The sequence below is a fragment of the Sporosarcina aquimarina genome (assembly GCF_033253705.1).
GTDB classification, from domain to species: Bacteria; Bacillota; Bacilli; order Bacillales_A; family Planococcaceae; genus Sporosarcina; species Sporosarcina aquimarina.
Map to the genome: position 1 here is coordinate 12,857 of NZ_JAUBDH010000010.1, position 23,638 is coordinate 36,494.

22 protein-coding genes are annotated in these 23,638 nt (G+C 45.4%); 19 read left to right on the top strand and 3 right to left on the bottom strand.

The genetic code is table 11. The features are described from left to right. Positions 1–39: 39 nt before the first annotated feature. The 8 genes from pcrA (at position 40) to QT716_RS13910 (ending at position 10,388) form a co-directional block, all read left to right on the top strand. Positions 40–2,274, top strand: a complete 2,235-nt coding sequence (pcrA, locus tag QT716_RS13875; RefSeq protein ID WP_317936686.1) for a DNA helicase PcrA — start codon at positions 40–42, stop codon at positions 2,272–2,274. 15 nt (positions 2,275–2,289) lie between these two features. Further along, the gene (gene ligA, locus QT716_RS13880) at positions 2,290–4,305 is read left to right on the top strand and encodes an NAD-dependent DNA ligase LigA (RefSeq protein WP_317936687.1); all 2,016 of its coding nucleotides are present in this window, start codon (positions 2,290–2,292) and stop codon (positions 4,303–4,305) included. Between the two features lie 8 nt (positions 4,306–4,313). Beyond that, complete coding sequence (locus QT716_RS13885; RefSeq protein ID WP_317936688.1) at positions 4,314–5,444, top strand: CamS family sex pheromone protein; 1,131 nt, start codon at positions 4,314–4,316, stop codon at positions 5,442–5,444. A 73-nt stretch (positions 5,445–5,517) separates the two neighbouring features. Further along, positions 5,518–5,808, top strand: a complete 291-nt coding sequence (gene gatC / locus QT716_RS13890) for an Asp-tRNA(Asn)/Glu-tRNA(Gln) amidotransferase subunit GatC (protein WP_317936689.1) — start codon at positions 5,518–5,520, stop codon at positions 5,806–5,808. 24 nt (positions 5,809–5,832) lie between these two features. Then, a complete protein-coding gene (gene gatA, locus QT716_RS13895; protein ID WP_317936690.1) occupies positions 5,833–7,296 on the top strand; it encodes an Asp-tRNA(Asn)/Glu-tRNA(Gln) amidotransferase subunit GatA in 1,464 nt (487 codons plus the stop codon). Between the two features lie 2 nt (positions 7,297–7,298). After that, positions 7,299–8,729, top strand: a complete 1,431-nt coding sequence (gene gatB, locus QT716_RS13900; protein WP_317936691.1) for an Asp-tRNA(Asn)/Glu-tRNA(Gln) amidotransferase subunit GatB — start codon at positions 7,299–7,301, stop codon at positions 8,727–8,729. A 127-nt stretch (positions 8,730–8,856) separates the two neighbouring features. After that, positions 8,857–9,426: a thioredoxin family protein gene (locus QT716_RS13905; protein WP_317936692.1), complete on the top strand. Its 570-nt coding sequence runs from the start codon at positions 8,857–8,859 to the stop codon at positions 9,424–9,426. 47 nt (positions 9,427–9,473) lie between these two features. Then, positions 9,474–10,388 (top strand): diacylglycerol kinase, encoded by a 915-nt coding sequence (locus QT716_RS13910; protein ID WP_317936693.1) that lies wholly within the window; start codon positions 9,474–9,476, stop codon positions 10,386–10,388. Between the two features lie 348 nt (positions 10,389–10,736). On the opposite strand, the gene QT716_RS13915 is transcribed toward QT716_RS13910, so the two are convergent. Beyond that, positions 10,737–11,168: an NUDIX hydrolase gene (locus QT716_RS13915; RefSeq protein ID WP_317936695.1), complete on the bottom strand. Its 432-nt coding sequence runs from the start codon at positions 11,166–11,168 to the stop codon at positions 10,737–10,739. A 320-nt stretch (positions 11,169–11,488) separates the two neighbouring features. Between QT716_RS13915 and QT716_RS13920 the strand changes: the two genes are divergently transcribed. The 5 genes from QT716_RS13920 (at position 11,489) to QT716_RS13940 (ending at position 16,910) form a co-directional block, all read left to right on the top strand. Further along, a complete protein-coding gene (locus QT716_RS13920) occupies positions 11,489–12,838 on the top strand; it encodes a cytochrome ubiquinol oxidase subunit I (RefSeq protein ID WP_317936696.1) in 1,350 nt (449 codons plus the stop codon). Then, positions 12,835–13,860, top strand: coding sequence for a cytochrome d ubiquinol oxidase subunit II (locus QT716_RS13925; RefSeq protein WP_317936697.1), 1,026 nt, complete (start codon positions 12,835–12,837; stop codon positions 13,858–13,860). The genes QT716_RS13920 and QT716_RS13925 overlap by 4 nt, the downstream gene beginning before the upstream one ends. 12 nt (positions 13,861–13,872) lie before the next feature. Continuing rightward, positions 13,873–13,998 carry a cytochrome bd oxidase small subunit CydS gene (gene cydS, locus QT716_RS13930; protein WP_317936699.1) on the top strand — a complete coding sequence of 42 codons (126 nt, stop codon included), beginning with the start codon at positions 13,873–13,875 and terminating at the stop codon, positions 13,996–13,998. A 394-nt stretch (positions 13,999–14,392) separates the two neighbouring features. After that, positions 14,393–15,757 (top strand): 23S rRNA (uracil(1939)-C(5))-methyltransferase RlmD, encoded by a 1,365-nt coding sequence (gene rlmD / locus QT716_RS13935; RefSeq protein WP_317936700.1) that lies wholly within the window; start codon positions 14,393–14,395, stop codon positions 15,755–15,757. 481 nt (positions 15,758–16,238) lie between these two features. Beyond that, a complete protein-coding gene (locus tag QT716_RS13940) occupies positions 16,239–16,910 on the top strand; it encodes a hypothetical protein (RefSeq protein ID WP_317936702.1) in 672 nt (223 codons plus the stop codon). A gap of 317 nt (positions 16,911–17,227) precedes the next feature. On the opposite strand, the gene QT716_RS13945 is transcribed toward QT716_RS13940, so the two are convergent. Next, positions 17,228–17,422: a hypothetical protein gene (locus QT716_RS13945; RefSeq protein WP_317936703.1), complete on the bottom strand. Its 195-nt coding sequence runs from the start codon at positions 17,420–17,422 to the stop codon at positions 17,228–17,230. Positions 17,423–17,477: 55 nt separating this feature from the next. After that, a complete protein-coding gene (locus tag QT716_RS13950; RefSeq protein WP_317936704.1) occupies positions 17,478–18,233 on the bottom strand; it encodes a hypothetical protein in 756 nt (251 codons plus the stop codon). Positions 18,234–18,383: 150 nt separating this feature from the next. On the opposite strand from QT716_RS13950, the gene QT716_RS13955 reads away from it, so the two are divergent. From QT716_RS13955 to QT716_RS13980, 6 genes are all read left to right on the top strand, one after another. Next, entirely contained in the window at positions 18,384–19,142 is a 759-nt protein-coding gene (locus tag QT716_RS13955) for a VCBS repeat-containing protein (RefSeq protein WP_317936705.1), read from the top strand. Positions 19,143–19,490: 348 nt separating this feature from the next. Then, entirely contained in the window at positions 19,491–21,158 is a 1,668-nt protein-coding gene (gene nagZ / locus QT716_RS13960; protein ID WP_317936706.1) for a beta-N-acetylhexosaminidase, read from the top strand. A gap of 80 nt (positions 21,159–21,238) precedes the next feature. Continuing rightward, complete coding sequence (locus QT716_RS13965; protein WP_317936708.1) at positions 21,239–21,478, top strand: AraC family transcriptional regulator; 240 nt, start codon at positions 21,239–21,241, stop codon at positions 21,476–21,478. Positions 21,479–21,619: 141 nt separating this feature from the next. After that, positions 21,620–22,099 (top strand): GyrI-like domain-containing protein, encoded by a 480-nt coding sequence (locus QT716_RS13970; RefSeq protein WP_317936709.1) that lies wholly within the window; start codon positions 21,620–21,622, stop codon positions 22,097–22,099. An 82-nt stretch (positions 22,100–22,181) separates the two neighbouring features. Next, on the top strand, positions 22,182–22,763 hold the full coding sequence (locus tag QT716_RS13975) for a DUF4256 domain-containing protein (RefSeq protein ID WP_317936711.1): 582 nt from the start codon (positions 22,182–22,184) through the stop codon (positions 22,761–22,763). A gap of 167 nt (positions 22,764–22,930) precedes the next feature. Next, entirely contained in the window at positions 22,931–23,587 is a 657-nt protein-coding gene (locus QT716_RS13980) for an SDR family NAD(P)-dependent oxidoreductase (RefSeq protein WP_317936712.1), read from the top strand. The last annotated feature ends 51 nt before the right edge of the window (positions 23,588–23,638 follow it).

Consider the following 23,638-nt stretch of genomic DNA (forward strand, 5'->3'; position numbering starts at 1 on the left):
ACTTAAAGAACAAACGTTCCTAAAAGGCGGTTATAGATTATGAAAGAACTCGGACAAGACCTACTGAAGGGCATGAACCCTGAACAGATGAAAGCCGTGAAAAAAACAGAAGGCCCGCTGCTGATCATGGCGGGGGCAGGATCTGGTAAAACGCGTGTGCTGACGCATCGAATCGCGTATCTCGTCATTGAAAAAGATGTCTATCCATCGAAGATTCTTGCGATTACTTTTACGAACAAAGCAGCCCGTGAAATGCGCAATCGGATCGATGGATTACTAGGGGAAGGGTCAGGCGACCGTATGTGGGTTTCCACATTCCACTCGATGTGTGTTCGAATTTTACGCCGCAATATCGACCGGATCGGTTTTTCAAAAACGTTCTCCATTTTGGATTCCTCTGACCAGCTGTCCGCCATTAAGTCCGTTCTCAAAGAGCAGAACTTAGACCCTAAACAGTACGATCCGCGCACGCTGCTCAACATTATCAGTTCTGCAAAAAACGAATGCATCGACGCGAAAGAGTACCGTGCAGGTGTCAATGAATCGAATCCATATGACCGCGTAATTGCAGATGTCTATGATGGCTATACGAAAAAACTGCGTAAAAACCAGTCACTCGATTTTGACGACCTGATCATGCTGACACTTCGATTATTTGAACAAGTTCCCGATGTGCTAGAGTTCTATCAAGATAAGTTCCAATACATTCACGTGGACGAATACCAGGATACGAACCATGCCCAGTATCGCCTTGTAAAAATGCTCGCGGAGAAATTCCGCAACATTTGTGTCGTAGGTGACTCGGACCAGTCCATCTACAAGTGGCGCGGTGCGGATATCGGAAACATTTTATCATTCGAAAAAGATTACAAAGATGCAGAAGTGATTTTGCTGGAACAAAACTATCGCTCGACGCAAACGATTTTGCAAGCAGCGAATGATGTCATTCAAAATAACGAAAGCCGTTATGACAAACGATTGCGGACCGAAAACGATGAAGGGGATGCCATCACCCTGTATAAAGCATCCGATGAAAAAGATGAGTCTCAATTCGTCGTCCGCAAGATTATCGAGCTGCAGCAGGAACAAGGCTACTCACTCGATCAGTTTGCCGTATTGTACCGGACGAACGCGCAATCCCGGATGATCGAAGAATACTTAGTGAAATCGAATTTGGAATATACAATTGTCGGCGGAACAAAGTTCTATGACCGTAAAGAAATTAAAGACTTACTTGCCTACTTGCGGCTCATTGCGAATAACGATAATGATCTTGCACTCGCACGGATCATTAACGAACCGAAACGCAGTATTGGCGCGACATCATTCGAACGCATGGCGCGGTTTGCAATTGAAAATGACCGTTCGATTTTCGATGCGATGCAAGAACTCGACTTCATGGGCTTAACGAAAAAGGCCGCTGTGGAGTCAGCGAAGTTCCGGGATATGATGAAAGGCTTCACGCAAATGCAAGAGTTTTTATCGGTCAAAGAACTGACTGAGCAAGTGTTGGATAAAACCGGCTATCGTGCGATGCTGGAACGTGAAAAGACGATCGAGTCAGAGAGCCGTTTGGAAAACATCGATGAGTTCATATCCGTTACGGAAGCGTTTGAAAAGCGTGCGGAAGAAGACGAAGGTGACAAATCACTCGTTGCATTTTTGACTGATTTGGCACTTATTGCAGATATCGATTCGCTCGATAAAGAAGAGAACCAATCGACAGAAAAAATCGTCCTAATGACCATGCACTCCGCTAAAGGGCTGGAGTTCCCAGTCGTATTCGTGATTGGGATGGAAGAAAACATTTTCCCCCATGCCCGTTCCATTGGAAACGACGAAGAAATGGAAGAAGAACGTCGTCTCGCGTATGTTGCCATTACGCGTGCTGAGAAAAAGTTATTCATATCGGCAGCATCGAACCGAATGCTGTACGGAAAGTATAGTTATAACAATCCTTCCCGCTTCATCAATGAGATTTCAGACGACGTCATTGAACAAGAAAATGCTTCTGGCGGATTCTCGTTTGGCGGCGGTGGCGGATCTCGTTTCGATGCACCGAAACGTCCAGCTGTGAAAAAGCCTGTCTACGAAACAACTGGCGGGGAGAAGCTAGGATGGGCAGCGGGTGACAAAGCCTCTCACAAAAAGTGGGGCGTTGGAACGGTTGTCAGCGTGAAAGGATCTGCAGATGACGTTGAACTCGACATCGCATTCCCTGAAGTCGGCATTAAACGACTGCTTGCAAAATTTGCTCCAATCGAAAAAGTGTAAGAGGAGGAACTGGATGTGAATGATCGCAACGAACTCGAACAGCGTGTTTCGGAATTGAACCAACTGTTAACCGACTATGGACGGGCGTATTATGTGCTGGACAAACCAGTCGCAACGGACTCAGAATACGATCAGCTGATGCAGGAACTGCTTGCTATTGAAGAGGAGAATCCGGATTTAATCTACCCGGATTCGCCTACCCAGCGAGTTGGAGGCAGTGTACTGGAAGGCTTTACAAAAGTGGAGCACGACTATCCGATGCTCAGTTTGTCGAATGTGTTTAACGAACAAGATATTCGCGAATTCGATCGTCGTGTACGGGATGCGGTCGGTGATCGTGTGACGTATATTTGTGAACTGAAGATTGACGGACTCGCCGTTTCATTAAAATATGAAGAGGGTCGGTTTGTCCAAGGATCGACGCGCGGCGACGGGACAATTGGTGAGGATATTACCGCAAACTTAAGAACGATTCGTTCGATACCGTTGAGATTGAATGAACCAATTACGATCGAAGTGCGCGGTGAAGCCTACATGCCGAAAAAATCATTCGTCCGATTGAATGCTGCGCGGGACGAAGCGGGGGATGAGCCATTTGCGAATCCTAGAAATGCAGCAGCCGGTTCACTCCGTCAGCTCGATCCTAAAATTGCAGCAAAGCGCAGCCTTGCTGTGTATTTATACGGAATTGGCGGTGACGGGGAAGCATACGGTCAAGCGACACACTCCGAAGCGCTCGATTATCTCGATACATTGAAATTAGTGACGAATCATGAACGAACACGTTGTAAAGACGTTGAAGAAGTGATTGAATACGTCAATAGCTGGGGTGAAAAACGCAGTAGTCTCGATTATGAAATCGACGGGATTGTTATTAAAGTCGACCGTTTTGAAGATCAGGAACAACTGGGGTACACGGCTAAAAGCCCGCGTTGGGCGACGGCATATAAGTTTCCTGCAGAAGAAGTGGTCACAAAACTGCTCGATATCGAGCTCAGTGTGGGCCGTACAGGAACAGTTACCCCGACAGCGATTTTAGAACCGGTGCGTGTTGCGGGAACGACTGTCGGACGCGCGTCGCTTCATAATGAAGACTTGATTCACGAAAAGGATATTCGCATCGGGGATCATGTGACGATTCGTAAAGCCGGTGACATTATTCCGGAAGTTATCGCACCGCTTATCGATCAGCGGACAGGGGATGAAGTCCCGTTCGATATGCCGAAAAACTGTCCAGTATGTGATTCGGAGCTCGTCCGGATAGAAGGGGAGGTAGCCTTACGCTGCGTGAACCCGCAATGTCCCGCGCAATTGAAAGAAGCGCTCATTCACTTCGTTTCAAGGAATGCTATGAATATCGAAGGAATCGGGGAACGAGTTGTCGACCAGCTTTACACGGCTGAACTCGTGAAAGATTTCTCGGATCTATACGGCTTAACGGCTGAACAACTGATGGAATTGGAGCGGATGGGGGAAAAATCTGCGACGAATCTGGTCGAAGCGATTGCCGCATCCAAAGAGAACTCATTAGAGAAACTTCTATTCGGTTTCGGGATTCGTCACGTCGGTGAAAAAGCGGCAACGTTGCTATCTCGAGAGTTTAAGACACTCGACGGATTGATGAATGCAGAACCTGAACAGCTGCTCGCGATTCATGAAATCGGTGAAAAAGTGACTGATGCAATTGAAACTTACTTTTCCAATGAAGATGTCCTTGAAGTGATTGATAAACTAAAAGAGTATGGTGTCAACATGGAATTTAAAGGCCGTACTCAGCAAGAAATTCCGGACGAAGGACCGTTTGTCGGTAAAAAGATTGTTTTAACCGGCAAACTTGAAATTTTGACGCGCGGCGAAGCAAAAGAGAAAATTGAAGCGCTTGGCGGCGCTGTCAGTGGAAGTGTCAGTAAGAAGACCGATCTCGTCATTGCAGGAGAAGATGCAGGATCCAAACTGGCGAAAGCAGAAGAGCTCGGCATTGAAGTATGGGACGAAGCGAAGCTCATAGATGTGCTTGAGATAAAGGAGTAAACAATTAGATGAAAAGGTTATTCGCAATTCCGGCAGTCGCTGCTGTCCTGTTCCTCGGCGGGTGTATCCCGTCGATCGGCCCGGAAAAAGATGAAGTCATTCAAGAAAATGATGAGGTTGAACAAGAAACGGTCCTTATACCGGAAGTGCAGTTAAACGAACACTATTATCGCACATTGCTGCCATTCAAAAAAAGCGCAAGTCGCGGTTTGATCGTGAATCGCGTGTACAGTAAGTACGATATCGGAGAAGTTGAAGAAGGGCTGATGCGTTTGTCCTCAAAACATTTCGACCCGAAGGATCACTTCTTCCAAGAAGGACAATTTTTAGACCAAACGAAAACACTTCAATGGTTATCTAGAAAAAGCGAAGAGAATCCGGAAGGTTTAAATCCATCCGTCACGGATAAGATGACACCACAAGAGATAAGTGAAAAGGCGCCGATTTACTTAGCGCACATTCTGGAACAAGACTATTACGTGAAAACAGGGGACAAAAAAGTAGGACTCGCTGGAATTTCCATCGGTCTTGCCATGAACTCTGTGTATTATCAACGGGATGCAGCAGAAGCCGATATCCCTGACAAAACCATAGAACAGCAAGGAATGAAAATGGCGGAAGCGGTTGTCCAGCGGATGCGTAAAATCGATGGCGTAGGGAATGTGCCGATTACAGTCGGCCTATTCAAACAAGAATCCCGCAGTTCGATTGTTCCAGGCACATACTTTGCAACGACTTTTGTAGACAAAGGGAAAGATGCGCCATCAGGATGGAAAGAGGTAAACGAAGAGTTCGTTCTGCTTCCAGCCTCTTCTAAAGTGGACAATTATCGTGAAGTAAATAATACGTTTGAAAAGTTAAAGGAAGATGTGAACAATTATTTCCCTGGCTTTGTGAGTATAGTCGGCACAGCATTTTACAGTGATAATGATCTTAAATCGCTTAAAGTCAAAGTCCCTATCCAGTTTTACGGGAAAAACGAAGTGATTGCGTTAACTCAATACATGACGTCGCTCGTATTGAAATATTATCCGGATATCGAAGTGGAAGTGAGCATCACTTCAGCGAACGGCCCAGAGTCGTTAATCATGAAACAACCAGGGGAAGAGGAACCGAACGTTCACATTTACTCCTATTAAGAATAGGAACTTTTCTTCATCTGTCAGAGGTGTTATGATTAATCGTATTGTATAAAAGCCAGGAGGAGAGACTATGTCCAATTTTACTAAAGAGGATGTCCAGTATTATGCGAATTTCGCACGAATCGATATGCCAGACGCGGAAGCGGAGAAGTACGCTGCTCGTTTGGACACGTTACTTGGATTCTCGGATCGTTTAAAAGAAGTCGATACAGAAAACGTAGAAGGCATGACTCATCCGTTAGCAATCACAAACGTGCTGCGTGAAGACACACCTGCAGACGTGTTGAACCGTGATGACATGCTGAAGAGTGTAGAAGATCACGAAGATGGTTTCATCAAAGTACCGAACATTCTGGATTGACCTGTATAGAGGAGGAATTGACTTATGGTAGTAAACAAAACAGCGTCTGAACTTCAGTCTCTTTTACATAGTCGTGAACTATCGGTTAAAGAACTAACTGAAGCAACACTGAAAAATATAAAAGAAACAGACAAATCCATTCAGGCTTTCCTGACGGTGACTGAATCAGAAGCACTTGCTGCAGCTGAACAGTTGGACAACCTTTCCGACGACCAACGCGGCGGTGCCTTATTCGGCATGCCGATCGGTATTAAAGACAACATCATTACTCAAGGCATTAAGACAACATGTGCGAGTAAAATGCTCGAAAACTTCGTACCCGTTTACGAAGGAACTGTCACAGAAAAAGTAAAAGAAAACGGCATGGTGGTTGTCGGTAAGCTCAACATGGATGAGTTCGCAATGGGTTCTACAACAGAGCATTCTGCGTTCCAAAAGACACTCAATCCTTGGGACTTAACTCGTGTACCGGGCGGCTCTTCAGGCGGTTCTGCAGCAGCAGTCGCAGCTGGAGAAGTTTTATTCTCACTTGGTACAGATACAGGCGGATCTGTCCGTCAACCCGCAGCATTCTGTGGCGTAGTCGGCATGAAGCCAACATACGGTCGTGTCTCCCGCTCTGGTCTTGTCGCATTTGGATCGTCACTTGACCAAATCGGACCGATCACGAAAACAGTTGAAGATAACGCGATGCTGCTAGGTGCGATCGCAGGTGCTGATTACCGTGATGCGTCTTCATCAGAAAAGCCAGTTCCAGACTTTAAGAAATCGTTAACAGGTGATATTAAAGGCTTGAAAGTTGCCGTGCCTGCACGTTATTTAGGCGAAGGCGTTCAGCCGGAAGTTCGTAACGCCGTCAAAAAAGCGATAGGTGTTCTTGAATCGTTGGGCGCTCATGTCGATGAAGTCGATCTTTCGTATTCACGCTACGCTGCACCTACGTACTACGTCATTTCATCTGCGGAAGCTTCTTCTAACCTTGCCCGTTTTGACGGCATCCGCTACGGGTACCACCCGGCAGATGCAAAAAACTTAAACGAAATCTACTTGCGCGCTCGTTCTGAAGGTTTCGGTGAAGAAGTGAAAAAACGTGTTCTTTACGGCACGTACGCACTCAGTGCGGGTCATCATGATGATTTGTACGAACGTGCACAAAGAGTCCGTGCCCTGATCGCCCAAGATTTCCAAAGTGTATTTGCAGATTATGATGTCATTGTCGGACCGACAAGTGCGACAAACGCATACAAACTCGGCGAAACCATTAAAGATCCATTGACATTATATGCGAACGACTTGCTGACAACTCCGGTAAACCTTGCTGGAATTCCTGCAATCTCGGTTCCATGTGGTTTTGCAGAAGGACTTCCAGTCGGTTTGCAAATCATTGGAAATCATTTCGAAGAAGCGATGCTCTATAAAGTGGCGCATGCTTACGAGCAAGCGACTGAATTCCACAAACAGACACCGCCTGCTCAGGAGGGGAACTGAAGATGAACTTTGAAACGATTGTTGGACTTGAGGTCCACGTAGAACTTAAAACAGATACGAAAATCTTTTCACCAGCACCTGCTCACTTCGGGGCAGCACCCAATATGAATATTCACCCGACAGACCTTGCGTATCCCGGCACATTGCCGACGATGAACAAGCAAGCAATCGACTTCGGGATGAAAGCTTCAATGGCTCTCAACTGTGACGTTGCACGTGTCATGAACTTCGACCGTAAGCACTACTTCTATCCGGATAATCCAAAAGCGTACCAAATCTCTCAAGAAGACCGCCCAGTCGGCGCAAATGGCTGGATTGAGATTGAAGTGGACGGCTACAAAAAGAAAATCCGCATCGAACGTGTACACTTGGAAGAAGATGCTGGTAAACTGAATCACTCAGATAACGGCTATTCTCTTGTTGACTTGAACCGTCAAGGAACACCGTTGATTGAAATCGTTACAGAAGCGGACATCCGCACACCGAACGAAGCGTATGCTTTCCTTGAAAAATTGAAAGCAATCATTCAATATACAGGCGTTTCAGACGTTCGTATGGAAGAAGGATCACTTCGTTGTGATGCCAACATTTCACTTCGTCCGTATGGTCAAGAACAATTCGGAACGAAAACTGAACTGAAAAACTTGAACTCATTCAACTTTGTACGTCGCGGAATTGCGAACGAAGTCGAGCGTCAAGAAAAAATGCTGCTTGCTGGAGAGAAAATCGTTCAGGAAACACGTCGTTATGACGAAGCAACGGGTCAAACTGTCCTAATGCGCATTAAGGGCAGTGCAAACGATTACCGTTTCATTAACGATCCCGACCTTTCCGACGTTGTCATCGACCAAGACTGGATGGACCGCGTCCGCGCAGAAATCCCAGAACTTCCCGATGCGCGTAAAGCACGTTATGTAAGCGAGCTCGACTTACCGGCATATGATGCACACGTACTGACATTGACGAAAGAGATGTCCGATTTCTTCGATGAAACCGTGAACGCTGGAGCAGATGCCAAACTTGCATCAAACTGGCTCATGGGCGAAGTATCAGCATACTTGAACTCAGCAGGTAAGGAACTGGGTGATACACCACTCACTCCCGCAAACCTTGCCAGCATGATCAAGCTGATTTCAGATGGAACGATTTCATCAAAAATCGCGAAAAAGGTCTTTAAAGAACTTGCTGAAAACGGTGGAGACGCTGCAACAATCGTCAAGGAAAAAGGATTAGTCCAAATTTCTGACGAAGGCACACTCCGCAAAGTTATTGGTGAAATCTTGGATAAAAATGAACAATCCATCGAAGACTATAAGAACGGGAAAGACCGTGCTGTCGGTTTCCTCGTTGGTCAAGTCATGAAAGCAACAAAAGGCCAAGCAAATCCGCCGATGGTAAACAAACTATTGTTGGATGAAATCAGCAAACGCTAAAATATGTCTCTAATTGTCCTGTGATTTGGCTCCCGTAGTCGAGCACAGGACGTTTTTGTGAGCATTGTGAACAGTTGATTTCCGAGCATGTCTAGGGGTACACTTAAAAAAAGGAGTGTGAAGATCGTTGGCTACTGAATTGGACTATTTTGAACGTGCGATTTCTCTTAAAGAGTACATGGATCGAATGGAACAGCATAAAGAAAACAGTTTCTCGATTTATGAACAATTTGATGTGCCGAAAGACGATGAATTTATCACCCATTTAAAGGAACTTAGCCCCCGTATTCTCGTCATTACAGAAGACTGGTGTGGGGATGCGATGATGAATAATCCGATTTTACGCCGGATCGCAGAAGCAGCTGATCTTGACGTCCGTGCCGTCTATCGTGATGAAGATACAGAACTGATCGATCGTCATTTAACAAATGGCGGGCGTTCGATTCCTATGTATTTACTGCTGGATGAGCAAGGCAATATAGCTGCAAAATGGGGACCTCGTGCGGCCTCAATCCAAAAGCGTGTGATGGAATTAAAAAGTCAGATTCCGCCAAAAGATGCGCCAGACTTCGAAGAAAAACAAAAAGCTGTCTTCACTAAACTTTACTCGGAGTACACGACGAAGCCGGAATTTTGGCTGACCGTATATGACGACATTCGTACTACATTCTTACCTGTGGTCCAAGGAACGAAGTAATCGTCCGGCTATCACAACTAGAGTGAATAGAAAGAGGGAAACAACGTATGAAACGTGCTCGTATTATATACAATCCAACAGCGGGAAGGGAAGCCTTCCGTAAAAACTTGGCGGAAGTGCTGATGCGGCTGGAACAAGCTGGCTATGAAGCATCTGCCCATGCGACAACCTGTGAAGGGGATGCAACGGTTGCAGCTGCGGCTGCAGTTGAACGCGGTTTTGACTTGATCATCACTGCAGGCGGCGATGGAACATTGAACGAAGTGGTTGCCGGCGTATCCGGTTATGAAAACCGTCCGCCAATCGGCCTGATTCCGATGGGGACGACGAACGACTTCGCGCGTGCATTGCGCATTCCTCGGGATATCAACAAAGCGCTCGATATTATTTTGGAAGACAAAAAAATTCCGGTCGATGTCGGTAAAATGAATGATCGATTTTTCATCAATATCGCAGGCGGCGGCCGGCTGACCGAGCTGACATACGAAGTCCCAAGCCGCTTAAAGACCATGCTTGGACAACTTGCCTATTATTTAAAAGGAATTGAAATGATTCCTTCGATTCATGCAAGTCATGTAAAGATTGAGTATGACGACCAAGTGTTTGACGATGAAGCCATGCTGTTCTTAGTCGGCCTGACGAATTCTGTAGGCGGTTTTGAAAAACTGGCACCTGAGTCAAGCATCAACGATGGAAAGTTTACGCTGCTCATTTTGAAAAAGTGTAACATTGCTGAGTTCATTCGAGTGGTCAGCCTCGCGGTTCGTGGGGAACACTTAAACGACCCACTCGTGATTTCATGCAAAGCCGAGTCAGTTAAAGTCACGTCAGACGCAGAAGTGTTAGTAAATCTGGATGGTGAATACGGCGGCAAGATCCCAGCAGAATTCAAAAACTTATCCTGTCATATTGAAATGTACGTCCCGTTCGATAATCTCCGCGAACAGGATCGTACGTGGTAATTGTGTGAAAACCCTGCGCTTGCAGGGTTTTTTATTTGCAGCATTAGTTGTGAATGAACCCGCCCGATACGAGAAGGAACCCGCCCGTTTCGGGAGGGAAGGCGCCCGATTGGGAGAAGAACCCGCCCGTTTCGGGAGGGAACCCGCCCGATTGGGAGAGGAACCCGCCCGATACGAGAGGGAAGGCGCCCGGTTGAGAGAAGAACCCGCCCGATACGAGAGGAAAGGCGCCTTATTGAGAGAGAAGAACCCGCCCGATACAGGCGGCCCCCGCTTGAAGAGACTTCCTAGCACCCCTAAAAACACAAAAAAGCAACGGGCTCATCGCCTGTTGCTTTTTGTAATAACTTATTCAATGAACTCAAGCGCCTGATCTTGCTTCGAAGCAAGCTTCGGTAAATCTTCAACTGGAATCCATTTGAACTGAAAGATGAGACCTTCATCTTTCCCTTCGCCATGTACTTGATAATCCCACTCTAAATCGTGTTCACCTACATAATCGAAGTGGAAAACGTTGCGTTCGAGGACTTCATCTTTGTCCTTCGGATAGAAATTAGTTTTATGCAGTTTACCGCATAAGACAAGATCGTCTCGTTGGATGCCGGATTCTTCCTCTATTTCGCGATACAGTGCATCGATCAATAGTTCGTCCCTTTCGATCGTGCCTCCTGGAACTTGAAGTCCAGCTTCTGGGTAATCTCTATGCTCGAACACAAGAAGTTCGCGGTCTTCTTCATCGCCTCGTGTTATATAGGCAAGTACTTTCCGTTTTAATTTCATTGCGTTCACCTCGCTTAATTGTTCTAGTATACACTACAATTTACAATAATTCAAGTATTCAAGTAATAACTTGTCACAACTCCATCACTATTTAATACCCTAAATAGGCGTAACTTAATCAAAAGGAGGGAAAGTAACCAGTACACCATGTTAAAATTGGATTAGAACCTTCACGAAAGGAAGTGGCCCGATGTACAAAAAGCAAGAACGAGTGCTCATGTGGTTAGCATTTGGCGTCGCGGGCGTTATGCTTTTGTCCATTCTTGGAAGATTATTCAGTTAACTATATTCTATTATTTAAGTAAAAGGAGGCAACCTTAGTGGGGAATGAAGAATCAGTATTTTTCTCGCGCGTCTTGACGGAGACTACCCTGTCGTTTCATATCCTTTATGCAACCATTGGTGTCGGTGTTCCATTGATGATTATGATTGCGCAATGGGTAGGAATCAGAAAAAACGACGAACATTACATTTTGCTTGCACGCAGATGGGCACGCGGATTCGTAATTACAGTGGCAGTAGGGGTCGTCACAGGAACAGCAATTGGATTGCAATTATCATTATTATGGCCGAATTTCATGGAATTAGCCGGTAACGTCATTGCGCTCCCGTTATTCATGGAAACCTTCGCCTTCTTTTTTGAAGCGATTTTTCTTGGGATATATCTGTATACATGGGATCGATTTGAAAACCAGAAGAAGCATTTATTGCTGCTGATCCCTGTCGCACTCGGCGCTGCATTCTCTGCAGTCTTCATCACAATTGTGAATGCATTCATGAACGCACCACGCGGCTTCGACATCGTGAACGGGGAACTGGTCAACATCAGTCCGCTGCTCGCCATGTTCAATCCTGCAATGCCGACTAAAGTGGCACACGTTGTGGTCACAGCATTCATGACTGCGGCATTTGTACTTGCGGCCATTGCTGCATTCCGATTGTTACGCGGGTCCGATCATGTATATCACAAAAAAGCATTATTGCTTACGATGAAAGTCGGATTCATCTTTTCAATCGGTGCCGCAATTATCGGTGACTTCTCAGGAAAGTACTTAGCAGAGTACCAGCCTGAAAAATTAGCCGCAGCGGAATGGCATTTCGAAACGACCGACAAAGCAGAGCTCATTTTAATGGGTGTTCTGACAGAAGACAATGAAGTTAAATACGCACTCAAAATCCCATATGGCTTATCAGTTCTCGCCGCAAACAATCCGTTTGCAGAAGTAGTCGGGCTCGATCAGTTTCCGGAAGATGAAGTGCCGCCACTGTATATTCACTACCTATTCAACTTCATGGTATTCATCGGCATGTGGATGTCCTTGTTATCTGCCGTGTTCTTATTAGGACAGTGGAGAAAATGGAAGTTCATCACAACGAAATGGTTCCGCTGGCTGATCGTACTTGGAGGACCGCTTTCACTTCTTGCCATTGAATTTGGCTGGTGGTTTGCAGAAGTGGGCCGACAGCCATGGATTTTGCGAGACATCATGAAAGTCTCAGAAGCCGCGACAACAAGCGGACAAGTAGACATCATGCTGATCTTGTTCTGCTTACTCTACCTTGTATTAGGCGTAGGAAGTGTCGTCGTCTTGCGTCGTATGTTCCGTCGCAATCCTGTGGAAAAGGAACTGGAAGACCGTCATGCGATGAAGGGAAGTGATATACGATGAATCTTGAGATACTTGGGATCACCGTATTATGGACGTTTCTGTTCGGCTATATTATGGTCGGTGCAATCGACTTCGGCGCTGGTTTCTTCAATGCGTATAGTACGGTAACCGGAAAACAGCGTGTACTGACAAAAGTTATCCAGCGCTATTTGTCGCCTGTTTGGGAAATCACAAACGTCTTTCTCGTGTTTTTCTTCGTGGGGATCATCGGATTCTTCCCGAAGACGGCGTTTTACTACGGAACTACGCTACTTGTACCTGTCAGTTTCGGAGTCATTCTGTTGGCAATTCGCGGCTCGTACTACGCGTTTGAAACGTACGGATCACGCGGCCATAAAGGATACTCGTTCATGTATGGACTAGCCGGAATTCTAATTCCAGCATCGCTATCCATCGTGCTGACGATTTCTGAAGGCGGATTCATCGAACTAGTAGATGGCAATCCTGTCCTCGACTACTGGAAACTGTTCACGAGTCCGCTTACATGGGCGATCGTTGTACTCAGTATTTCCGCAACACTGTACATTTCAGCTGTATTCTTAACGTGGTATGCCAACAAAGCGCGTGATACAGAAGCAGCAGGATTACTTCGTCGGTATGCACTCACGTGGTCTTTGCCGACTATGATCGCTGCAGCGGGAATCATCGTGGAACTCAGAAAGCATCAGCCGGAACACTACAGCAACATTCAAAACTTCTGGCCGATGTTCCTGATTTCGTTCTTGCTCTTCGTAGGAACCGTGGTCTTACTGTATACAAAGCGTCAATACGGCTGGGCGTTCGCAATGCTCGCGGGACAATTCGCATTTGCATTTTACGGTTACGGCGCATCGCACTATCCGTATTTGCTCTATCCATATTTGACGATCTACGACAGTTTCACGAATCCTGCGATGGCCATCTCACTCGTCGTCGTGTTCATACTCGGGCTCTGCCTGCTCATTCCGTCACTCATCTTAGTCATGCGTCTCTTCTTGTTTGACAAAGACTATGTGAGGGGCAAAGGCGATTATCATGCATAAGGGGGCGATTGTTTGGAAAACTTCATCATGTTTTACGCACCATTCATTGTATTGATCGGCTTAATCATCGTGGCATTTTTCGTTGCACCGATGGACGGCTGGGCTGATAAAGGAACAAAAAAGGATGAGAAGAAATAAGGAAAGGGGCTGCTTCGGCAGCTTCTTTTTTATGGGGAGAAGGGAAGGGATGAGCGCTTTATTGTAGTGGGGAAGCGCTCGATTCCGCATTCGAAGCGCCCGATTCAACAGATTAACCGCTCGATTCTGCAATCAAGTCCTTCCATCAGTCCAAGGACAAAACCAAGATTAATTGGTGTGCTTCGCTGCACTCCGCATTTTTCTAGTAACTCCATCCAACAAAGAGAAATCGCTCAAAGTACACTGAGTTCCGCTCAAGCCAGCCGCAATGTGATCAAGCACCAAGACAATCCGCTCAAGCCAACATACAAACCCTTCCACAAAAACGACTCAAGCAACTCACCCCGACCTATGGTAAACTACAGTACAGACCTAAAACTGGAGGGCACGAATCATGACCTATGCAGTACACCAAAACGACCGGCTCGTCGTTCACATAGAAGACCTTACCCACGACGGCTCAGGCGTCGGGAAAGTCCAAGGCTATCCACTTTTCATCCCAGGCGCCTTGCCTGGCGAAGAAGTCGAAGTCAAAGTAGGGAAAACGCTTAAAAACTACGGATTCGCTAAACTGCTCAACATCCTTACCCCTTCACCTGAACGGATTGAAGGCCCGTGTCACGTCTATCCGGAATGCGGCGGATGCCAAATTCAGCACTTGACGTATGATGCGCAGCTTAAGCAAAAACAGAAAACTGTCCGTGACGCCATCGACCGGCTTGCAAAACTTCCAGACGTTCCTGTGCATCCTGTGCTTGGCATGGAAGACCCATGGCGCTATCGCAACAAATCCCAGATTCCTTTCAGCGAACGGGAAGGCCAAGTGGTCTCTGGATTTTATCGCTCGAAAACGCATAACATTGTCGACACTGACGTCTGTATCATCCAAAGCGAGGAAGCCGACGAACTCATGGCAATGCTGAAACGCGAGCTGCAAATCCTTGGCATCGATGCCTATGACGAACACAAGCACAAAGGATTCCTGCGTCACTTGGTCGTCCGGAAAGCCCGCGCAACAGGAGAACTCATGGTAGTCCTCGTCACAGCGCGCCGCAAATTCCCTGAAGCCGACCGAGTTATCCAAGCCATCAAACGAGTAGTACCAGAAGTCACTTCTATCATGCAAAACGTCAACACACAAAAGACGAACGTCATTTTTGGCAATGAAACCTTGAATCTCTATGGCAAAGACGTCATCATCGACTCAATCGGCGGTGTCGATTTTGAAATTTCAGCGCGTTCGTTCTATCAAGTGAATCCTGTGCAAACGGAGACACTTTACAATCAAGCACTCAATTTCGCACAGCTGACAGGTACTGAAACAGTCATCGATGCATACTGCGGTATCGGAACGATTTCGCTATTCCTGGCAAAACAAGCAAAAGAAGTATACGGAGTCGAAATCGTGCCGCAAGCCATCGAAGACGCAAAACGGAACGCTGCGTTAAATGGAATCGACAATGCGCACTTCGAAACGGGTGCATCAGAAGACGTCATTCCGAAATGGTACAGTGAGGGCAAAACGTTCGATGTCCTTGTCGTCGATCCGCCACGAAAAGGCTGCGACGAAAAGCTGCTCGAAACAATCCTGACACACAAACCAGGCCGCGTCGTCTACGTTTCATGCAACCCAGCAACACTAGCCCGCGATCTCCGAATCTTGGAAGACGGCGGCTACAAAACACAGGAAATCCAGCCAGTGGACATGTTTCCTCATTCCACACACATCGAGTGCGTAGCGTGGATGGAATTGAGATAGGTGTGGCAGATTCAGTTTATTCATAAGGCGTGTGTGACGTTCCCACGTACAAGTCGAGTTGGTTCGCTGGGATGGTGATTATGAAAAAGGATGCTGATCTCAAATAAGTTTGGCTGTCACTCTGCAACTGTTAGTTAGGTGTTCATCAGATTTTGCAATTATAGGATGTTTTCATGTTTTGGGTATAGTAAACTGGGAAAAGATGAAGAAGAACCAGTTTTCCGTTTGCTTGCCGGATTCGCTCTGTTATTCAGTGCATATATGAAATCGGACTGCTGTTTCTCATGACAGCAGCGACATGATCTTATGCTTTCATCAGACGGAATGCAAAGTTGAGTTCAAAGCAGACAACTTTGGAATCGCTTCAGTCCGCCATGTTCCATTATGGGATTCAATGGCTGGGTATGGTTTGCGTTTTATCAACACACAACAGAACGAGTGATCAATGATCACACTATTCAATAGCGAGGCGGGATGACAAATGAAGTTAGTAAACGTACGAAAAGGCCAATTTGTGTATTATCAAAATAAGTTGCATAAAGTGTATTCTATCAAGGCATTTTTCAAGAAATCCATTCACCTTATACGACTCGGAGATTTTAAACAAGAACTTGTTACAGCGAAAGAAATCGATTTTTACAAACCGAAACATTTAGATAGTTTCGTCTGCAACCAAAAGAGATTTACACTCCATAAGGACATTCGCGCCAAAGTTGGTGATTACATTCTGGTCATTAATCCAAAACCGGATTCATTCGACTATCAACACCTGAATGCAATTGAAATCGTTTCCTCGGTTGAAAGGAATGGCGTGATTAGTAATCACTCGAATGGAATCAGACACGATGAATACTGGCTGATGGTACCAGGTCTTGAAGAAGGTGCAACGGTTATCGACCTTCAGGACCCGGATGCAGTCATGGAGGAGGAGTCTGATTATCCTCAAACCGACACCGATGCTGCGGGTGACTATACCCCTAATATCGGCGACGTCTACCAGAAAAATGACAGTGATCCGATCCTGCAGGCGATGGTAGTTGCCATTCAAGGACAAACAGTTTTCTTAGGCGGCAATATGGAAGTGGAAATGAACACATTAAAAGACAGTGACAAGTGGAGTTATGTATTAAATGTGATGGACTCTGGTTACTGATAAGCCCTTATCGCTTCCTATTGAAAAGAATAACGGACACTACTTATAGTTTTTATCGACTCGCCTGCCGGATTGAATCGTCAAGAGCATATCATCAGAGAACGAGTGATAAAAGAAAATACAATGGAAACGTTTGTTATAGTCAGCTGTATAGGAAAGTGGGTTTCTTGCTCCCTCGGACGAATCGTTCGAGGGAGATTTTTGTGTGAGCGCATGCAACGTTCTTATTCTTTAGGTTCGCAAGGATACGGGAGGTATACTGGTCACACACAAAAAAAGACCGGTAATCCAAAGAGGAATTAACAGTCTTCACTCACTTATATATTTACCAAAATCGAATAGAAGAATAATATCAACAAACTGATTCCCGTGAAAATGCCCGCCACTTTTTTCAACTCACCATTTTCAAAAGTTTTAACTAAGAGAAAGAAGAAACCGACGACCCATATACCTGCTTGAAAAAAAGTAGAAATGATATTTCCAAGAACCATAATGATAAACTGCATATCCATTCGCTCACCTCCGCGTGTGTGACCTTCGATTCTTTCACTTACGGGTACTATTCATTTACTGTACTATGGATGAAAAGGTTTCCTTTTTTTTCTTGAATGGAAAATAAATAAAAGTTAATACGAATCCGATGACCAGCGTTCCAAAAGGATACGTTAATGGAAAAAAGAACACAGGATACGCCTTCCAAGCATCAGTGTAAAAACCGATTCCATATGGAGTAAGGAAGCTGACGTTCAGAAGTTCAGTTTGCAAGCCACTGCGATCCTCAAAAGTGAATGAGTCGGTTGTTACCTGACCGTCTTCACCCAGATTGAATTGTTCGTATTGCAGAGTTTCAGCAGGCAAACTGCCGACGATTCCTCCATCGGGCTTCTCTTTTTCAATTTCCCTAGTTTTCTTGATCAGCATTACAAAATGGGATTCATTTGTTTTCTTATCTCTCACCATTAAATACCCGATATCCCCGTAATATCGATTTAACCCCTCTTCTTCGATACGTACTGGATAATGGAGTAACCGGTCCACTACCTTGCCATCTATTTTAATGGCCAAATCTGCAATTCCGATTTCATAACTCCATGGGTTAATGAAACTGACCTCGTCTTTCATCGTTTCCTCAATAGTTACCGTATGATCTTGATAAGTGAAGGTGGACGGAGTTGGGGGATACCCATCACTTAACGTTGTGACGCCGTATAGATTCTGCATTTTGAGATTGTGACCGAGTTCAACAATCATGAGTGAGCTTAATGGCAGAGAAACTAGAAATAACAGTAATCCGATTACAAAGAAGAGTCGTTTTAATATCATGTCGTGTTCATCCCTTTGTTCAATGTATGTAAAATGTGCCTAACTCATCCAAATATAACATAAAGAGTCTGATGAATTCCCTGAAACTCGGGACACTCTCCTGCATCATTGAATACACTGAGTCTAACGTCTAAGTAGGAGTGAAGGAGAATGCATGTGAATCAGATGAATGAGATGACGCAAGGGAATCAAAAGAGACAGCCGGAGATTGTGGCGGGTGCTTATGGAGATGTCAATGGGGATGGAATTGTGGATTATGTGTTTCTGACAGCAGTTCACGCAGCAGATCCATCGAGTCCTTATCTTGAAAAGATCACGTTACACATACAGGATGGGGCAACGCACAGAATCCATGATGTGTCACTCAGCAAAGATGGGAATTCCGGATACAATCCTACAGTGTTCCTTGGAGACTTTACAGGAGACGGCATCGTGGACATTCTCGTAAGTATCGATTCTGGCGGTTCCGGCGCATTTACGTTCGATTATGTCTATTCTTTCGTGAACGACCAAGCGAAAAAGTTGTTCGACTTCAACAAGTACAACGAACAGAACCAGTACAATGTCACATTCCTGGACAATTTTAAAGTTAGCGTCCAAAGCCCTGCAACGGGTAAATCATATTTGTTGGATATCAGTGATCGAGGCGCAGAGTATTTGTCGCAAATCTATTATCAGAATGGGAAGTTGAAACATCAGGTACAAGGGATGGCCGACGGCGTCAGCGGATTTTACCCGGTAGATCTGGACCGGAATGGCGTCTATGAAATCCAGGCGTATCAAATGATCAGCGGACTGTATCATGCCGACTCCTTTGGATATATCATCAATACACTGAAATGGGATGGGAAAGAGTTTAAGGTCTGGCAGCAATGGATGGCTATTTACGGCATGGAAATGCATCAATAATAATTCGAAATGCAAATGAAAGCGGCAGATGATATCTAAGAAACTACCTGCGTATTATTTGGCAACCCAAGCGGAAACAATTTTATGTATAGAATAGCAGAGATCCGAAAGCCGACAGGAAAGTATCCTCTTGGCTTTCGGTTTTTTTGTGGGCAATCATTTTACCGTCCATATCTTCACCATATGCCAATAAAATACACATCCCGAACGTTTGCTTTTCAGGAGCATCAATGAAACACTAAAAGCCAAGTCACAGTAGCTGTTAACAGCTAGTTTTTATGGGGATACTCCGGTAAAGACTACTAAAAACGCTTAAACTGAAAGCGGCTAGAAAAGAAGGAATTGTATATGAAAAAAGTACTTTATATAGGAACTGCGGCAGTGCTTGCAGGAGTCGTCCTACTTGGATTCGCTCTAAAAATGGATTCAGGGGAGCAAAAGAGTTCTCACAAATCTGACGCTGAACCAGATATAACTAAAGAGGAACCAAAGATTTCTGCCGAAGAACAAATCCAGGAACTTGTGCGCCAAGCAAAACAAGGCACTACCCCGAACTTCAACGGCATTGCAGGTAAAACAACAGCCGAAGGGGTTGAACAAGAATGGACTGCATCCGGCGCATCCTCTGAAACGGAAACAGGCACCTACACAGAGTATCCGGAGCGCGATGCCACGATCGGAACTCGTGGCGGTCTCGTATTCGATATACGCTATGCCGGGAAGGATTTGGAGAATATCCATTACAAAGACCTGCAACCCACGCTTGGTGATCCGGATGAAGTCAAAACCTTCCAAGATGATACACACGACCAACTTATCTGGATCTATCAAGTCAATCCAGAGTATCAATTGAAATGGATCTTGCCGAAACCGACTAATTCTACACCAAATCCGGCAGTCGATCACATCGCGGTCTGGACGAAAGTCGAAACGAAGGAGGAACAGATGCTGTCCAAAATGACATTGGATGAAAAACTCGGTCAGCTGTTCATTGCCGGAATAGACGGAACGGATATCAACGAAGCATCCAAGCAACTAATCGAACAGCACAAAATAGGCGGCGTCATTTTCTATGCGAACAACGTCGATACACCCGACCAAACCGTGCAATTCGTCAACAGCTTAAAAGCAGCAAACCAAGGAAATCCGCTGCCACTCTTTACAAGCATCGACCAAGAGGGCGGACGCGTTGCTAGACTACCAAAACAAGTGGCAAAGATACCGACAGGTGCCGCAATCGGCAAAACGAACGACCCTGACTATGCTTTCAATATCGGGACAGCGCTTGGCAAACAGCTCCAGCAATTCGGCTTCAATATGGACTTTGCGCCTGTCCTGGACGTCAACAGCAATCCGAATAATCCCGTCATCGGCGATCGCTCGTATAGCGCAGACCCGGACGTTGTGAGTCAACTTACCATTCAGACGATGAAAGGCATCGAGAAGCAGCATGTCATCCCTGTTGTGAAACACTTCCCAGGACACGGTGATACATCCGTCGATTCCCATCTGGAATTGCCGAAGGTGAACAAAACACTGCAGCAACTTGAACAGTTGGAATTGATTCCATTCAAAAGCGCGATCGAAGCAGATGCTGATGTCATCATGGTCGCTCATATTTTACTGCCCCAGTTGGATGAAACCTATCCAGCATCGATGTCTGAACCAATTATCACGAGCTTGCTGCGCAAACAGCTTGGCTATAAAGGTGTGATCATGACCGATGATATGACGATGAAAGCAATCACGAATCATTACGGCTTAGCGGACGCAGCCGTTCACTCCATTAAAGCGGGCAGTGACGTTGTTCTCATTGCACACGATCCAGCAAAGACAGTTGCAGCTATCGATGCATTGAAAGCAGCGGTCGCATCGAACGAAATTACAGAACAGCGCATTGATGAAAGTGTTCTGCGGATTATTCAACTGAAACAGAAGTATCGGCTGGAGGATAAGTCAACCAAAAACGTCAACATCGATCAACTCAATGAAGAAATCGAGACACTGTTAAAATAAGCCGGTCTCAAGTGAGCACGTCTGGACCGGCACTCCCTTTAAGGGCTTGATAAACTGAATTTAGAAGGGGGAGGAAACGGATGGAAGGCCTTCAAAGAATGCTAGACAGTATTACGTACATCGAACAGAATCTGGACAACGACTTATTCATCGATGAGATTGCAAGTCAAGCGTGTATGTCGAGATTTCACTTCCAGCGTATGTTTACGATGCTGACAGACTATACGGTGAGTGAATACATCAGAAATCGAAGAATTACACTGGCGACACAGGAATTGGTGAATGCCGACGCGAAAGTAATTGATGTTGCGCTGAAGTAAGGATATGAAAGTCCAGAGTCGTTTACAAAAGCATTCCGGAGAATCCACGGGATTACTCCAACGGATGCGAAAAAGCAAAACCGTTCTTTGAAAGCCTATCCTAAACTTTCTTTTCAAATTCAGATTAAGGGAGATGTGGAAATGGATTATAGAATTGTTGAGAAAGAGGCGTTTGCAGTAGTAGGGAAAAGTATTCGTACGAGTACAGTTGAAGGGGAAAACAATCGCAACATTGCTGCGTTCTGGATGGAATCCAATCAGAATGGCTTAGCAGAAGAATTAGCGCAAGTGAGTGGTGAACTTGGTTTGCTTGGTGTCTGTCTGGATTTTAATAACGAACAAGAACAACTAACATACGTGATTGGTGTGGAATCGCCGTTTAACTCCATTCCGGAAGATTGGGATGAAGTGCAAATTCCTTCAGCAACATGGGCTGTATTTCCAGTGCACGGCGCCATGCCGGATGCCATGCCAGACGTTTGGCAGCGAATTTTTTCGGAATGGTTCCCCTCAACAGGCTATCAACATTCGGGTGGACCTGAAATGGAAGTCTACCTAAGCGATGAAGACCCATACTCAGAGAATTACTACAGTGAAATTTGGATCCCAGTTAAGAAGTAACGCTTTGAAAAAATAGATTACGTATAGACTAAGGTGGTACTATGGAAAGTAGTAAAAGATAGCCATCAGAGGGGGAATAACTATGACAAACCAAAGTGAAATCACTGCGAAGAAAGAATTGCCTGTTGAACAATGCGAGGAACTGCTGAGCATCTTGAAAACTCGTTTTGAAGAAAATATGCACCGTCATGCAGATCTAGCATGGGAGATTGTACAAGCGAAACTCGATACGAATCCAGAAAAACTATGGTCACTTAATGGAATGGAAAGTACTGGCGGAGAGCCAGACGTCATTCGTTTTGACAACGAAACCGATACAGTTATATTTGTCGACTGTTCAGCAGAAAGTCCTGCAGGGCGCAGAAGTATTTGTTACGACGCAGCAGCACTCGAAGCACGTAAAAAGAACAAGCCAGCACATAGCGCAGTTGGAATGGCAGAAGAAATGGGTATCGAGATGTTAGATGAAGAACAATATAAAGCATTGCAACAAATCGAAACTGTTGATAAGAAAACGTCCAGTTGGATTCAGACACCGGAAAACATCCGTAAACTCGGTGGCGGGTTATTCTGTGACTTCCGCTTTGGTACCACGTTTGTCTATCACAATGGCGTCGAGTCCTATTATGCTGGCAGAGGATTCCGTGGGCTCTTGAAGGTTTGAAAGTAGGAGGGTCTCCGTATACTGTGTTTAGTGCTGATAACTTGTGCGAAGTCGTCTCAACCAGCAAACACCTCTTCAAGTGATACAATAAAGAGATCACGTGAAAATAGACGATGTGACCAACAAAGTTTAATCACGAATCACAGATAGTTAAAGGAGAGCCTAATATGAGTAACTTATTAGCAGTAATCGTCGGAGCTGGACCTGGAGTGAGCGCAGGCGTAGCAAGGAAGTTCGGTAAAAATGGATTTAAATTGGTTCTTCTAGCACGAAGACAGGAATCACTGGACGAACAAGTTGCGGCACTAAAGAACGAAAACATTGAAGCGTATGGAATCACAGCGGATGCTTCACAGTCTGAATCATTGAAGTCCGCATTCACGACTATCCAATCAGAATACGGTGCACCCAACGTGCTCGTTTACAATGCAGGAGCTAATTCTATCAACGACCCATCTGTCTTAACGGAACAAGAGCTGCTTCATGATTTCCAAATCAATGTAGTCGGCGCGTTGAACAGCGCACAGCAAGTTATTCCTGAAATGATTGAACGCAAATCGGGTACGATTCTATTCACAGGAGGCGCACTTGCCTTGAATCCGGTTGTATCCAGAGCTTCCGCGGCCATTTCAAAAGCAGGATTACGGAATTTAACATTCACGCTGGCTGAAGAATTAGCGCCGAAAGGAATTCACGTAGGAACGGTTACAATTGGCGGAGTCGTAAAAGCCGGAACATTTTTTGATCCGGAAGCAATTGCAGATGCATTTTGGAGTCTTTATGAAAAACGAGAGACGAGCGAAATCGTATTCAAGCCAGAGTAACAGGGTTTAGAGAATATGAGTGAACTGACAAATTAGAACAAGCAATTCTCC

What these genes read in the sequence shown, in the direction of transcription:
- pcrA (WP_317936686.1), top strand. Translation starts at nt 40, where the DNA reads ATGAAAGAACTCGGACAAGACCTACTGAAGGGCATGAACCCTGAACAG.
- QT716_RS13885 (WP_317936688.1), top strand. Translation starts at nt 4,314, where the DNA reads ATGAAAAGGTTATTCGCAATTCCGGCAGTCGCTGCTGTCCTGTTCCTC.
- gatC (WP_317936689.1), top strand. Translation starts at nt 5,518, where the DNA reads ATGTCCAATTTTACTAAAGAGGATGTCCAGTATTATGCGAATTTCGCA.
- gatA (WP_317936690.1), top strand. Translation starts at nt 5,833, where the DNA reads ATGGTAGTAAACAAAACAGCGTCTGAACTTCAGTCTCTTTTACATAGT.
- gatB (WP_317936691.1), top strand. Translation starts at nt 7,299, where the DNA reads ATGAACTTTGAAACGATTGTTGGACTTGAGGTCCACGTAGAACTTAAA.
- QT716_RS13910 (WP_317936693.1), top strand. Translation starts at nt 9,474, where the DNA reads ATGAAACGTGCTCGTATTATATACAATCCAACAGCGGGAAGGGAAGCC.
- QT716_RS13915 (WP_317936695.1), bottom strand. Translation starts at nt 11,168, where the DNA reads ATGAAATTAAAACGGAAAGTACTTGCCTATATAACACGAGGCGATGAA.
- QT716_RS13925 (WP_317936697.1), top strand. Translation starts at nt 12,835, where the DNA reads ATGAATCTTGAGATACTTGGGATCACCGTATTATGGACGTTTCTGTTC.
- rlmD (WP_317936700.1), top strand. Translation starts at nt 14,393, where the DNA reads ATGACCTATGCAGTACACCAAAACGACCGGCTCGTCGTTCACATAGAA.
- QT716_RS13940 (WP_317936702.1), top strand. Translation starts at nt 16,239, where the DNA reads ATGAAGTTAGTAAACGTACGAAAAGGCCAATTTGTGTATTATCAAAAT.
- QT716_RS13945 (WP_317936703.1), bottom strand. Translation starts at nt 17,422, where the DNA reads ATGGATATGCAGTTTATCATTATGGTTCTTGGAAATATCATTTCTACT.
- QT716_RS13950 (WP_317936704.1), bottom strand. Translation starts at nt 18,233, where the DNA reads ATGATATTAAAACGACTCTTCTTTGTAATCGGATTACTGTTATTTCTA.
- QT716_RS13955 (WP_317936705.1), top strand. Translation starts at nt 18,384, where the DNA reads ATGCATGTGAATCAGATGAATGAGATGACGCAAGGGAATCAAAAGAGA.
- nagZ (WP_317936706.1), top strand. Translation starts at nt 19,491, where the DNA reads ATGAAAAAAGTACTTTATATAGGAACTGCGGCAGTGCTTGCAGGAGTC.
- QT716_RS13965 (WP_317936708.1), top strand. Translation starts at nt 21,239, where the DNA reads ATGGAAGGCCTTCAAAGAATGCTAGACAGTATTACGTACATCGAACAG.
- QT716_RS13970 (WP_317936709.1), top strand. Translation starts at nt 21,620, where the DNA reads ATGGATTATAGAATTGTTGAGAAAGAGGCGTTTGCAGTAGTAGGGAAA.
- QT716_RS13975 (WP_317936711.1), top strand. Translation starts at nt 22,182, where the DNA reads ATGACAAACCAAAGTGAAATCACTGCGAAGAAAGAATTGCCTGTTGAA.
- QT716_RS13980 (WP_317936712.1), top strand. Translation starts at nt 22,931, where the DNA reads ATGAGTAACTTATTAGCAGTAATCGTCGGAGCTGGACCTGGAGTGAGC.